This window comes from Solihabitans fulvus (genome assembly GCF_008386585.1).
Lineage (GTDB): Bacteria > Actinomycetota > Actinomycetes > Mycobacteriales > Pseudonocardiaceae > Solihabitans > Solihabitans fulvus.
In genome coordinates, this window is sequence record NZ_VUOB01000002.1 from 117,234 (window position 1) to 129,702 (window position 12,469).

Genomic DNA, 12,469 nt, shown 5'->3' on the forward strand with positions numbered 1-12,469 from the left:
TGGGCTGGCCGCGATCCTGCCGGGCTGAGAGCCGTGCGGCTGGGCTGGCCGCGCGATCCTGCCGGGCTGACGGCGATGCTGCTGGGCTGACGGCGATGCTGCTGGGCTGACAGCGCGTTCCGAGCGTTGGCGCAACCTCCGGACGGGGGCAGACACGCGGCCGCGAGTGCGGCAGCATGATCGCGATCTGCCGGGTCGTCGAGAGGTGGTCCCATGCGGGCGCTCGTCCGGATGTTCGCGTTGGCCGGTGTCGTCGTGTCCCTGTTGCTGCCAGCCGTCGCGCAGGCGGCGCCGTGCCCGACCCCGTCGTGGCGGCTCACCCTGACGGGAGTGGACGCGCGGCTGCGCGGGCTGTCGGCCGTCGACGACGAGGTGGCCTGGGCGAGTGGCAGCAAGGGCACCGTGCTGCGGACCGTCGACGGCGGCCGGACCTGGCGGCAGGTGGCTCCGCCGAACACCGGCGCCCTGGACTTCCGGGACATCCAGGCGTTCGACGAGGACCGCGCGGTGGTGCTGTCCATCGGCCCCGGCGCCTCCTCCGGGATCTACCGCACGGAGGACGGCGGCGCGCACTGGTCGCAGACCTTCGGCAACACCGATCCCAACGCCTTCTACGACTGCATCGCGTTCTTCGACACGCGCAGGGGCCTGGCGCTGAGCGATCCCGTGGACGGCAAGTTCCGCCTGGTGTCCACTGTGGACGGTGGGCGCAGTTGGCGGCCGGTGCCGACCGAGGGCATGCCGGCCGCGCTGCCCGGCGAGGGCGCGTTCGCCGCGAGCGGCCAGTGCCTCAGCACCGCGGGCGGCCACGACGCCTGGATCGGCACCGGCGGCGGGGCCACCGCGCGGGTGCTGCACTCCGCCGACGGCGGCCGGCACTGGGAAGCCTCGGCGACCCCGCTGCCGAGCAGCCAGTCGTCCGGCGTGTTCGCCGTCGCCTTCCGGGATGCGCGGCACGGCCTGGCGATCGGCGGCGACTTCGCGAATCCCGGCTCGCCGACTCCGGCCCTCGCCGTGAGCGCGGACCGGGGACGCACCTGGCAGGGCACCCCGCAGGCTCCACGGGGCTACCGGTCGGGCGTGGCGTGGTCGGGTCGTCGGTCGGTGGTCGCGGTCGGCCCGACCGGCAGCGACCTGAGCACCGACGGCGGCGCGCACTGGACGCAGTTCGACTCCGGCAGCTTCGACACCGTGAGCTGCACCGAGGACGGCGACTGCTGGGCGGCAGGAGAGAAGGGCCGCGTCGCCCGCCTGATCGAGCCGGACCGCGACTAGCGTCCTTCGCGACGAATCGCCGGTGCGCCAACGAATCGGGCCCGTCGCGGTGCTGACCCGCGTGCGGCCTCGGGCTAACGGGCGGTAGGCAGTCCGTGCGCCTCGGCCAGTCGCGCCAGCGCCGCGCCGAAGGCGGCGGTGCCCGCCGGGTCGAGCGCGCCGAGCAGGTCCGTGTCGAGCTCGCGGGCCAGCCGGACGGCCCTGCGCTGGAGGTCGCGTCCCTGCGCGGTCAGTTCGATCAGCTGGCGCCGCCGGTCCACGGTGTCGCGGACCCTGCGCACCGCGTCCAACGCCTCCAGCTCGTCGAGCATGTCAACCACCACGCTCGGGGTGACGCCGAGGCCTCGGGACAGGTCGAGCTGCGCGAGCGGGGCGTCGGCGAGCAGTTCCAGCACTCCGCAGTGGCGGGGGCGCAAGCCCAGCGGCACGAGTGCCTCGGCGAACCGCGCGGTGGTCGCCTGGCCGAGCTTGCCAAGCAGGAACACCACGGTTTCGGTCACTGACTCTTGCCTCGCCATGGCTGTCACGTTAGCGTACCCATATGATTCGGCAACCGAATGATATGGCTCCCGACCGGATGAGTCGGAACGTTGCGATCGGCACGGTGCTCGCCACCGTTCTCGGCTCCGGGTACTTCGCGGTGGGCGGCCTGCTCGCGCCCGGCACGCTGGTGCCGGGCGGGGACACGCCGGCCGCCCGCACCTTCGCCGCGTACGTGGCCGCGCGCAGCGCGATCCTGCTCGGCGCCGCCCTGTGGCTCGTCCTGCGGCGCTCCTGGCACGACTTGCGGCTGTTGCTCGTGCTCAACGGGAGCGTGCAGGTGCTCGACGCGGTGATCGGTGTGGCCAAACATCAGGCCCCGCAGGCGATCGGGCCCGTCGTGTTCGCCGCGGCGTTGTTCGGCGCAGCGGCACTGCTCGGTCGCGGCGCGTCACCGTCGAGAGAATCTGCTGCCTGACTGTCGTTTTGGTCGGACACGATCGGGCAGTTACGGCCCTCGGGCTTTCGTGATCGAATTGGTGTCCCCGCGTCCCGGCATTCACTGATTTCCGGCAGGGGTCTGGACGCGGGCCGATCCTTGATCTAAATTTCCGCCAACGCGCCTGCCGAGCTGGGTGGATGCCCGCAGGTCCGAGGCGTTCCGAGGTGCGCGGAAAAGGATTTCCGCCCATTTTTCGCGCACCGTGGAAGATTTTCTCGGTGTGCCGCGCGCACGCCGCGAGGAGGTCGGCCGATGATTTCCAGCCGGGCTTTACGGGTGTGCGGCGTCCTGGCTGCGATCGCGCTGCTCGGGGCGTGCGGCTCCGGCAGCGCGTCCCCGAACGACTCGCTGGTGCGCCGCGCGTCCGCCTTCCACAAGCTCACCATCGGCATCGCCTACGACGTGCCCGGCATCGGGCTCAAACGTGTCGACGGCAAGGTTGTCGGCTTCGACATCGACGTCGCCCGCTTCATCGCCAACGAGCTCGGCGTCCAGGACCGCGACATCACCTGGCGGGAGGCGGAGCCGAGCGAGCGGGAGAACCTGATCAGGAGCAACGCCGTCGACCTCGTGGTCGAGGCGTATTCCATCACCGACGAGCGCAGGAAGCTGATCTCCCTGGTCGGCCCGTACTTCGTGGCGGGGCAGAGCCTGCTGGTCCGGCTCACCGACAACGACATCACCGGGCCGGACCACCTCAACGGGCACAAGCTCTGCTCCGTGACCGGCTCGACCTCGGCCGAGGAGGTGCGGGACAAGTACGCGCAGGGCACCCAGCTGGTCGAGTACAACCGGTTCTCCGACTGCGTCACGGCCCTGCTCGGCGGCCAGGTGGACGCCCTGACCACCGACGACGTGGTGCTCGCCGGCTACGCGGCGCAGAACCCCGAGCTGCTCAAGGTCGTCGGCAAGCCCTTCACCAAGGAGCTGTACGGGATCGGCCTGCGGCTCGGCGACGCGGACGGGAAGACCGCGATCGCCGCCGCGCTGCGCAAGATGATCGACAGCGGCGCGTGGAAGCGCTCGCTGGAGGCCAACATCGGCCCGTCCGACTACCCCATTCCCTCCCCGCCCGTCCTCGACGGCAAGTGACCGCCTGTCCTCGACGGCAAGTGACCGCCGCCGTGCGACCCCGGCCCGGTTCGGCCGAATGCCCCATTCGCCCTGCATGGCGAGGTGAACGGGACATTCGGCCACGCCGCACCCGGGTGTGTCGACAGCGCGCGGCTGGTCAGCGTTAGGGTGCCTGCGTGGCCACCGCACGCGCCGAACGGCTCGTCAACCTGGTGTTGTGCCTGCTGTCGACCCGTCAGTACCTGATAGCAGAGCGCATCCGCGCCATCGTCCCGGGCTATGCCGACGCACCCACGGACGAGGCGTTCTTCCGCATGTTCGAACGCGACAAGTCCGAACTGCGCGACCTCGGCATCCCGCTGGAGACCGGGCGCAACTCCATGTTCGACAACGCGGACGGCTACCGCATCGCCCGCAGGGACTACGAACTCGGCGACATCGACCTCGAACCCGACGAGGCCGCCGCCGTCGCCCTCGCGGCCCGGCTGTGGGACTCGCCGCAGCTCACCGGGGCCGCGCACGGCGCGCTGCTCAAGCTGCGCGCGGCCGGCGTCGACGTCGACCAGGCCGCCCCCGCCGTGATCGAGCCCAAGGTGCGCACCAGCGAGCCCGCGTTCGCGCCGCTGCTCGCCGCCGTGCAGGCCGGGCAGGTGGTCAGCTTCGAGTACCGCAGGCCGACCCCGGCCGAGATCCGCCGCCGCACCGTCGAGCCGTGGGGCGTGGTCGCCTGGCGCGGCCGGTGGTACCTGGTCGGCCACGACCAGGACCGCAGGGCCACCAGGTGTTTCCGGCTCTCCCGCGTGGTCGGCGAGGTCAGGACCATCGGCAAGCCGGGGGAGGTGCGCCGGCCGACCGACGGCACCGACCTCGACCTGCTGTCCATCGTGGCCGGCAGCAACCCCGGCGAAGCGCAGCCGGCGTCGGCGAAGCTGTGGGTCGCGGACGGCCGCGCCAAGGGCGTGCGCAGGCGGGCCCGGACCGTCGGCAGGCGCACGGTGGCCGGCGTCGACGGCGACCTGCTTGAGCTCGACCTGAACTTCCCCGACTCGGCGGCCAGCTGGATCGCCGGATTCGGCCCCGACGTGGTGGTCCTGGAACCCGAGCTGCTGGCCAAGGGCGTGCGGGAACGGTTGTTGGGCGCGCTCGCCAGGCAGCGGGCCGGAGAGGTGCGCAGGTGAACGGCACGGTGGTCCTCGAAGCGGACGTGTCGGCCGGGCAGCGGATGGGGGAGGTGCGCGCGTGAACGGCTCAGCCGAACGTCTGCCCAGGTTGTTGGCCCTGGTGCCCTACCTGCTGGCCAGGCCGGGTATCCGCATCGACGAGGTGGCCGCCGACTTCGAGGTCACCGAACGGCAGCTCCGGCGCGACCTGGAACTGCTCTGGATGTGCGGGCTGCCCGGCTACGGGCCCGGTGACCTGATCGACCTGTCCTTCGAGGGCGAGACGGTCACCGTCGCCTACGACGCCGGCATGAAGCGCCCGCTGCGGCTGACCGCGGCCGAGGCCACCGCGCTGCTCGTCGCGCTGCGGGCGCTCGCCGACACGCCAGGGGTTGCCGACGCCGCCGCCGTGCAGCGGGCGCTGGCCAAGATCGAGGCGGCCGTCGGGCAGGCCCAGCCCGCCGGCGTGATCGTCGGGCTCGGCAGCCGCGACACCAGCGGCACCATCGAACTGCGCGACGCGGTCCGCGCCGCAGTGCAGCGCGGCAGGGCGCTGCGGATCCGCTACTACACGGCGTCGCGGGACGAGGTCACCGACCGGGTCGTCGACCCGATGCGCCTGCTGCTCGTGGAGGGCCGCAGCTACCTGGAGGCCTGGTGCCGCTCGGCCGAGGGCGTCCGGTTGTTCCGGCTCGACCGCATCGACGAGGTGACCGAGCTGGACGAGCCCGCCGCGCCGCCGCCGCACGCCCAGCTCACCGACACCTCGGAGGGCCTGTTCCGGCCGGAGCCCACCCAGCAGGTCGCCAGCCTGGTGCTCGAGCCGGACAGCCGGTGGATCGCCGAGTACTACCCGGTGGACGAGGTGACCGAACTCGGCGACGGGCGCACCAGGGTGCTCATGCGCTACGCCGACACCTCGTGGATGGTCCGGCTGCTGCTCGGCCTCGGCGGCGACGTGCTGGTGGAGGCGCCGGACGAGCTGGCCGCGCAGATCACCGCGCGGGCCCAGGAGGCATTGGACCGGGCGGATCACCTGCTGGTCACCTGAGCCCGTTACGGTGTGCTTGTGCCGTACTTGCCGACCGTGCTGCTGGTCGCCCTAGGTGTGCTGCTGTTGGTCCTGATCGCGCTCCGGACGGTGCGCGCCGTGCGTCGGTTCAACGGGGTCAGGACCATGGTGGCCAGGCGCATGGACGATCAGGCCGGCCTGCTCCGCGCCAGGTCGGCCGCGTTGGGCGTGGCCTTCGCCGAACGCCGGTCGGGCAGGGGTTCCCGCGTAGGATCGAGGGAACCGGCGGGGCGTCGTGAGTAGTCTTGGCGCCGAGGCGGAGCTTCGGTCGTCACCGCAGGTGTTGGATCACCAAAGCACCCAGAGCTGAAAAGGACGGTCCACACGGTGGGGGCAAATCCACTCCGCCGCGAGCGAGCCGCGGGTCGGGGACGTCGTCGCAAGGGGCGCAAGAACAACCCCGACGGGACTATGACGCTCATCGAGCACCTGTACGAGCTGCGGCACCGCCTTGGCCTGGCACTCCTGGCGATCTTCGTCGGCGGCATCCTCGGCTTCCTGTGGTTCCAGTTCAACATCGGGCCGATTCCCAAGCTCGGCTCGCTGCTGACCGAGCCGTACTGCCAGCTGCCGCAGGAACTTCGGGCCGACATCGGCGGCCACGGCGAGTGCAAGCTGCTCCAGACCGCGCCGTTCGAGGCGTTCCTGATCCAGTTCAAGGTCGGCATCGCGGCCGGCGCGGTGTTCTTCAGTCCGGTGTGGCTCTACCAGCTGTGGGCGTTCATCACCCCCGGCCTGTACGCCAAGGAGCGCAAGTTCGCGCTCGTCTTCGTGTCCTGCGCGGTCGTGCTGTTCGCGACGGGCGCGGTGCTGGCGTACCTGGTGGTGCCCAAGGGACTCGAGGTCATCCTGCACTTCGGTGGCAACCAGTTCATCACCGCGCTCAAGGGCGACGAGTACGTCTCGTTCATCCTCGGCATGCTGATCATCTTCGGCGTGAGCTTCGAGCTGCCGCTGCTCGTGGTGATGCTCAACCGGGTCGGCATCCTGCCCTACGACAAGCTGCGCCGCTGGCGTCGGGGCATGATCTTCGGCCTGTTCGTGTTCGCCGCCGTGGCCACGCCGGGCAGCGACCCGTTCTCCATGCTGGCGTTGGCCGGCGCGCTGACGATCCTGTTCGAGTTCGCCATCCAGCTCGCCAGGCTGCACGACCGCAAGAAGGCCAGGCAGCGGGTGGCCGAAGGTTGGGAGGGCGTCAGCGACGACGAGGCGTCGCCGCTGAACTACCAGCCGGAGCCCGTCGCCCCGGCCGAACCCGTCGAGACGCCCGCCGCCGACCCGCAGCGCGTCCGCTACGACGACGCCACGTGAACCAGGGACGCACGGCGGCGTTAGCCGGGGTGCACGCTGCGCTGCTGGTCGTGCCGGCGTCCGGCCTCGGCCGCGCGGCCAGGGTTGCCGGGAGCGTGGCCGAGCGGCTGCGGTCCGCCGCGGGCCGGCTCGACCTGCTGGTGGCCGACAGCGCCGCCGGCACTCGGGGTCTCGCCGCCCGCGCGGTCGCCGACGGCGTCGACGTGCTGGTGGTGGTCGGCGGCGACGGCGCGGCACACCTCGGCGTGCAGGCGTGCGCCGGCACGGACACCGCACTCGGGTTGGTGCCGGCCGGCACCGGCAACGACCTGGCCACCGCGCTCGGCCTGCCGGCCGATCCGCTGGCCGCCGCGGACTCAGTGGCCGATGCGCTCCGCTCCGGGACGCGGCGGCGGATGGATCTTGGCAGGCTCGGGTCGGGCACCTGGTTCGCCACCGTGTTGTGCGCGGGCTTCGACTCGGCGGTCAACGAGCGGGCGAACGCGATGCGCTGGCCGCGCGGGCCGCGCCGCTACGACCTGGCGATCCTCGCGGAGCTGGCCGGGCTGCACACCTCGCCCCTGGTGGTGGAGACCGACAACGGCACGCTCGACCTGGACGGCACGCTGGTCGCGATCGGCAACACGTCCCACTACGGCGGCGGCATCCCGATCTGCCCCGGCGCCGACCCCACCGACGGCCTGCTCGACCTCACCGTGGTTGGCGCGGCCAGTCGCCGCCAACTGGTCGGCATCCTGCCCAAGCTGCGCACCGGCCGGCACGTGGACCATCCGGCGGTGACGACCCTGCGCGCCAGGTCGGTGCGGATCGCGGGGGAGAACGCCTGGGTCGGCTACGCCGACGGCGAGCGGCTGGACCGGCTTCCGCTCGCCGTGACGTGCGTGCCGGGCGCGCTCACCGTCGCCGCGTCCTGAGCGGGCGCTCAGACCGCCTCGGGGTAGAGCGTGTTGGCGACGTGGTGGGTGTCCGCGTACTCGCGAACCGAGGCGATCCTGCCCTCTCGCACCGTGAACACCCCGAGGCACTTGTTGTGGTAGGCCGCGCCGTTGGCCGCTGTGGCCCGCGAGGTCCACTCGGCGACCACCTGGTCGCCGTCGGCGAGCACGTTGGTCAGCTCGATGAGCACGGGCTCGCCGGCCTTGAGCCGGGTGCCGACGCCGCCGAGGAAGTCGTCGACGATGACGTCCCGCCCGGTCCAGACCTTCGAGAGCGGAAGCGTGCCGGGGTACTCCCAGGTGGCGTCCTCGGCGAAGCTGTCGCGGATCACCGCGAGGTCGCCGTCGCGGACGGCCTCGACGTAGCGGACGACGACGCTCTTGGGGTCGGTGACGGTCATGGCGGTGTCTCCCTGGTGCCTGTTCGGACGAACTGGTTGAGCTGGTCGGACTGTTCGAACCTAGTTGATATTGAGCACGGCGTTGCTGTGACAAATCTTGAAACGTCAGGTCAGCTGGACTGTTATACCGTCGCGCCATGATCGCTACGGCAACCGCTCGCCCTGCCCGTCTCTCGATAGCCGGGCACGGCCGTTTCGTCGCGGCGATCGTCGTTGACTCGGTCGGCACGGGGGTCTTCATCCCCGTCACGATGCTGTACTTCCTGGCGACAACCTCGCTGTCGCTGGTGCAGGTGGGCGCGGCGCTGACGGTCGGCGGGCTGCTGGCGCTCCCGGCGGGCCCCCTCGTCGGCGGGTTGGTCGACCGGTACGGCTCCAAGCCGGTGCTACAGGCGGCCAACCTGGCCCAGGCCTTCGGCTTCGCCGGGTATCTCGTCGCGGACCACACCTGGCAGATCGCCGTCTGCGCCTGGGTGAACAGCGCCGGGCGCGCGGTGTTCTTCGGCTGCTACGGCGTGACCGTCACGGCGCTGGCCGCTCCCGGTGACCGCGAGCGCTGGTTCGGCCTGCTCGGGTCCCTCCGCAACCTCGGATACGCGCTCGGCGGGCTCGTGGCGGCCGTCGCCGTCGGTGTCGGGACACGCAGCGTCTACACCGCGATCGTGGCCGTCAACGCCGTGTCGTACGTCGCCGCCTTCGGTCTGCTGCGGGCCGTTCCGAACGCCAAAGCCGGGCGCGACGCCGCCGGAGGCTGGCGGCAAGTGCTCCGGGACTGGCGGTTCCTGCCGGTCGTCGGACAGCAGCTGTGCTTCGCCGTCTCCCTGTTCGCCTTCAGCATCGCGATCCCGGTCTACGCCGTCCACGTGCTGGGGCTGCCGGGCTGGACGGCCGGGGCGGCCTTCGTGCTCAACACCCTGTTGGTCGGTTTCGGTCAAAGCGTCGTCGTCGGCAGGCTGCGGGGACGCGTCCGCAGCCGGGTCCTCGTTGCGGGGCACGGCGCCTTCGCCGTCGGCTACCTGCTGTTCCTCGCCGCCCGCGGCGTGGACGTGACCGCCGTCGCCGTCGGCGTCCTACTGCTCGGCGCAGCCGTGTACACGCTCGGCGAGATTCTCGGCGGCCCGGTCTCTTCGACGATCGCCGCGGACAGCGCCCCGGACGCCCTGCGCGGCCGGTACCTCGCCTTCAACCAACTTGCCGTGACCCTCGCGGGAGCAACCGCTCCGATCATGCTCTCCGGGCTACTGTCGACAGGGGCTTCCGCGACCTGGTTGACCCTGGTCGGGGTCAGCGTCCTCGGGGCGACGCTCGCCACCGTGGTCGGTAGGACGGTGCCGGCGGCGCGGAAGCGCATCGGGAACGGCTAGTACTCCAGCTGACAGCAGTTCTTGCGCGGCAGGTCGGATCGGTCAGGACGTGGCGTCGATCCGAACGTGCAGCCCTTCGGCGAACGTCCGTGCCGCCGCCAGATCGGCGGCGTCGGGCCGCGCCTTCCTGATGCCACCGACGAGCTTGAACGGAAGATAGGTGTCCAGTGCGCGACACGAGAAGGTGTCGACCACCTGGAAGCCCTTCTGTTCGAGCAGCCGTACCAGGGGGCGGGAGAAGCGCTGGAACCGCGCTTCGGGGAATCCGCTGGTGGCGAAGACAAACGCCGCGCCTCGTCGTTCCTCCGGGAGTGACTGGACGAACTCGCGCAGCTGTGCGTGAAAGGACCCGAGGAAGATCCCCGAGCCGAATCCCACGAGGTCATAGGTGGCGAGCTCGGCCGCGTCGATCTGCTCTGGGGTGACAACGCGGGCCTCCAGGACCTGGCCCATGACGTCGGCGACCCTCCTCGTGTTGCCATGGGACACGGACGTGCACACGATGACGGCCTTCATGACGATGCTCTTTTCGCTTGCCCGATGTCGGTGTCGTGCTGGTCGGATCGACTACATCCCTCAGAGACACCGCCCGAGCGGCGAACGTGACATCAGGGGAATGTGGTCCCGGTCACCACGACCGACCGCATGATCGGCAAACCCGGGCGTCGATCGGTGCGCGTCACCTGCGGCGGTCGGAAAGCTGTTGGTCGTACAGGCTTTCTGGTCGCAGGTGCGTCCTGGGGGACTGCGTCTCGCCGGGCTGGTGGCCCTCGGTCGGCGAGTCCTGCCTGCCGGTGCAGCCAAGCGCCCAGTTGTGCGCGGTTGGCGGGTTCTCCACGTGGTAGGTGCCCACAGAACAGTTCCACAGCACGCTGTTCGCGCCGGCCCAGCCCTGCCCACTGCCCAACGGTCGCGTGCGTGTACTGCTTCCCCAGTGCGGTGGGCAGCGGCACGTCCCTCCCCGGCGAGAGTCCGCGTCGGTGGACCGTAGGTTGGGCGCCATGGAGCTGATCCTGCGGGAGATCACCGATGGCAACCGCGACGCGATCCTGGCGCTGCGGGTGGCGCCAGGGCAGGAGCGGTTCGTGGGGTCGGTGCGGCGCGCGTTGGCGGACGCCGAGGAGTACCCACAGGCCAACCCGTGGTGCCGGGCGCTGTGTGTCGGGAACGGTCCGGTCGGGTTCGTGATGGTGAGCTGGAACGTTCGGCCGGAGCCGCCGAACCTGATCGGGCCGTGGTTCCTGTGGAAGCTCATCATCGACGAGCGGCGCCAGGGCCGCGGCTACGGCGCCGAGGCCGTGCGCCAGGTGGCCGCGCTCGTCCGGGCCGAGGGCGCCACGGAGTTGCTGACGAGCTACCTGCCGGAGGACGGTGGTCCGGCCGGGTTCTACCGGCGGCTCGGGTTCGTGCCGACCGGAGAGTTCGACGGGAACGGCGAGCCCATCGTGCGCCTCGCGCTGTCGTAGAAGCGCTGTCGTAGAAGCGTTTCCGTAGAGGCGTTGCCGTAGAAGCGTTGCCACCGAAGGAACGTCCGGCCTGTGCTAGTCGACGCCGACGGCCCGCAGCGTGGCGAGCACCAGTGTCCTGGCGACCTCGACGGTCTCGGCGAGGGAGACCTCCTCCCGTGGCCCGTGGGCGAGACGCACGTCGCCGGGCCCGAACTGGAGCGTCGGCACGCCCTCGGCGGCGTAGAGCCTGAGGTCACTTCCATAGGGCGCACCGCGTTCGCGTGGCCGGGTCGCGCCGGTGGCGTCGGCGTAGGCGGTCCCGACCAGGTCCCGCAGCGGATGGCCGGACGGCAGCCTGCCGCTGGCGAACTGGCCGCCGGACCAGGTCACGGTGGCCGGATGCTCGCGCAGCCACGGATCGTCGGCGCAGGCCTCGGCGACGCACCGCTCCAGCTCGCCGCGCGCCGCGGCGGGGTCCTCGCCGAGCCGGACGCCGAGCCTGCCCTCGGCGACGAGGGCGTCCGGCACGCTGCTCGCCCAGTCCCCGGCGCGCAGCGTGCCGACCGACAACGCGTAGGGGATGCGGTACTCCGCCATCAACGGGTCGGCTCCGGTGTTGCGCCGCGCCTCCAACCGGGCCAGCGCGTGATGGATGGGCAGGTACGCGTCGATGGCGCTGACCCCGGCATCGCGGGTGCTGGCGTGGGTGGCGAGGCCGGGGACGTCGATCCGGAAGGTCAACGCGCCGGCGTTGGCGGTCACCACCGTGCCCCCGGTCGGTTCGGTGATGATGCAGGCGTCGCCGGTGTGCCCGCGCTGGAGGGTGCCGAACGCGCCGAGCCCGCCGTCCTCCTCGCTGACCACGAAATGGGCCGCGATCCGGCCGCGCAGCCGCACCCCGCTCGCGCGGATCGCCTCAAGGGCCGCGAGATTCGCCGCCACGCCGGCCTTCATGTCGCAGGCGCCCCTGCCGTGAATGACATCGCCGACCACCCTCGGCACGAAGGGATCACCGTGCCACCGCGCGCGGTCGCCGGGCGGCACGACGTCGACGTGGCCCTGGAGGGTCATCGTCGGCCCGTCCGGGTCGCCCGAGGTGGTGGCCACCAGGCCCCAGGCCTCCTCGCGCGGCGCCTCCGTGCCGGGGAAGCCGGGATGGGCGCGCAGCGCGGGAAGATCCATGGCCCACAGGTCGACGTCAAGGCCGAGCCGGTCGAGACGGCGGGCGAGCAGGTGTTGCAGCTCCGACTCGGCGGCGCTGCCGGTCACGCTGGGGACCGCCAGCAGCTCCAGCAGGGTGCGGGCCAGGGCAGCCTCGTCGATCGCGGCGAGGGCGGCGGACTCTGCGGCAGCGAGCGCTGAGGTCATCGGGTGCTCCCGTCACGGTGACGATCACGACTGTGCGATCACTGCTGGAACTTACGCGCCAGTTCGCTTGGCGGAACAG

At 71.5% G+C, this 12,469-nt stretch carries 15 protein-coding genes; 10 read left to right on the forward strand and 5 right to left on the reverse strand.

The genetic code is table 11. From position 1 onward, the window contains the following. The first annotated feature begins 213 nt into the window (after positions 1–213). On the forward strand, positions 214–1,275 hold the full coding sequence (locus tag F0L68_RS01915) for a WD40/YVTN/BNR-like repeat-containing protein (RefSeq protein WP_149847627.1): 1,062 nt from the start codon (positions 214–216) through the stop codon (positions 1,273–1,275). Positions 1,276–1,349: 74 nt separating this feature from the next. On the opposite strand, the gene F0L68_RS01920 is transcribed toward F0L68_RS01915, so the two are convergent. Beyond that, complete coding sequence (locus tag F0L68_RS01920) at positions 1,350–1,793, reverse strand: MarR family winged helix-turn-helix transcriptional regulator (protein WP_149847628.1); 444 nt, start codon at positions 1,791–1,793, stop codon at positions 1,350–1,352. A gap of 59 nt (positions 1,794–1,852) precedes the next feature. Here F0L68_RS01920 and F0L68_RS01925 point away from each other — a divergent pair, with 59 nt between their 5' ends. The 7 genes from F0L68_RS01925 to F0L68_RS01955 all read left to right on the forward strand — a co-directional run bounded on the left by F0L68_RS01925 (position 1,853) and on the right by F0L68_RS01955 (position 7,788). Next, complete coding sequence (locus F0L68_RS01925) at positions 1,853–2,233, forward strand: hypothetical protein (protein ID WP_149847629.1); 381 nt, start codon at positions 1,853–1,855, stop codon at positions 2,231–2,233. 276 nt (positions 2,234–2,509) lie between these two features. Continuing rightward, on the forward strand, positions 2,510–3,349 hold the full coding sequence (locus F0L68_RS01930) for a glutamate ABC transporter substrate-binding protein (RefSeq protein ID WP_149847630.1): 840 nt from the start codon (positions 2,510–2,512) through the stop codon (positions 3,347–3,349). A gap of 158 nt (positions 3,350–3,507) precedes the next feature. Beyond that, positions 3,508–4,509, forward strand: coding sequence for a helix-turn-helix transcriptional regulator (locus F0L68_RS01935; RefSeq protein ID WP_149847631.1), 1,002 nt, complete (start codon positions 3,508–3,510; stop codon positions 4,507–4,509). A gap of 61 nt (positions 4,510–4,570) precedes the next feature. Continuing rightward, positions 4,571–5,542 (forward strand): helix-turn-helix transcriptional regulator, encoded by a 972-nt coding sequence (locus tag F0L68_RS01940; protein WP_149847632.1) that lies wholly within the window; start codon positions 4,571–4,573, stop codon positions 5,540–5,542. 18 nt (positions 5,543–5,560) lie between these two features. Further along, positions 5,561–5,806: a bacteriophage holin gene (locus tag F0L68_RS01945; RefSeq protein WP_149847633.1), complete on the forward strand. Its 246-nt coding sequence runs from the start codon at positions 5,561–5,563 to the stop codon at positions 5,804–5,806. Between the two features lie 168 nt (positions 5,807–5,974). Next, the gene (gene tatC, locus F0L68_RS01950) at positions 5,975–6,874 is read left to right on the forward strand and encodes a twin-arginine translocase subunit TatC (protein ID WP_149847634.1); all 900 of its coding nucleotides are present in this window, start codon (positions 5,975–5,977) and stop codon (positions 6,872–6,874) included. 29 nt (positions 6,875–6,903) lie between these two features. After that, positions 6,904–7,788: a diacylglycerol kinase family protein gene (locus tag F0L68_RS01955; protein ID WP_149847741.1), complete on the forward strand. Its 885-nt coding sequence runs from the start codon at positions 6,904–6,906 to the stop codon at positions 7,786–7,788. 8 nt (positions 7,789–7,796) lie between these two features. On the opposite strand, the gene F0L68_RS01960 is transcribed toward F0L68_RS01955, so the two are convergent. Next, the gene (locus F0L68_RS01960; RefSeq protein WP_149847635.1) at positions 7,797–8,210 is read right to left on the reverse strand and encodes a nuclear transport factor 2 family protein; all 414 of its coding nucleotides are present in this window, start codon (positions 8,208–8,210) and stop codon (positions 7,797–7,799) included. Between the two features lie 137 nt (positions 8,211–8,347). Here F0L68_RS01960 and F0L68_RS01965 point away from each other — a divergent pair, with 137 nt between their 5' ends. Then, positions 8,348–9,574 carry an MFS transporter gene (locus F0L68_RS01965; protein ID WP_149847636.1) on the forward strand — a complete coding sequence of 409 codons (1,227 nt, stop codon included), beginning with the start codon at positions 8,348–8,350 and terminating at the stop codon, positions 9,572–9,574. A gap of 42 nt (positions 9,575–9,616) precedes the next feature. Here F0L68_RS01965 and F0L68_RS01970 read toward each other — a convergent pair whose 3' ends face one another. After that, positions 9,617–10,090 (reverse strand): flavodoxin family protein, encoded by a 474-nt coding sequence (locus tag F0L68_RS01970; RefSeq protein WP_149847637.1) that lies wholly within the window; start codon positions 10,088–10,090, stop codon positions 9,617–9,619. Between the two features lie 163 nt (positions 10,091–10,253). Next, positions 10,254–10,481, reverse strand: a complete 228-nt coding sequence (locus F0L68_RS01975) for a hypothetical protein (protein WP_188316337.1) — start codon at positions 10,479–10,481, stop codon at positions 10,254–10,256. 94 nt (positions 10,482–10,575) lie between these two features. Between F0L68_RS01975 and F0L68_RS01980 the strand changes: the two genes are divergently transcribed. Then, entirely contained in the window at positions 10,576–11,040 is a 465-nt protein-coding gene (locus tag F0L68_RS01980; protein ID WP_188316338.1) for a GNAT family N-acetyltransferase, read from the forward strand. A 75-nt stretch (positions 11,041–11,115) separates the two neighbouring features. Here F0L68_RS01980 and F0L68_RS01985 read toward each other — a convergent pair whose 3' ends face one another. Beyond that, positions 11,116–12,390, reverse strand: coding sequence for an ArgE/DapE family deacylase (locus F0L68_RS01985; protein WP_149847638.1), 1,275 nt, complete (start codon positions 12,388–12,390; stop codon positions 11,116–11,118). Positions 12,391–12,469 lie beyond the last annotated feature (79 nt).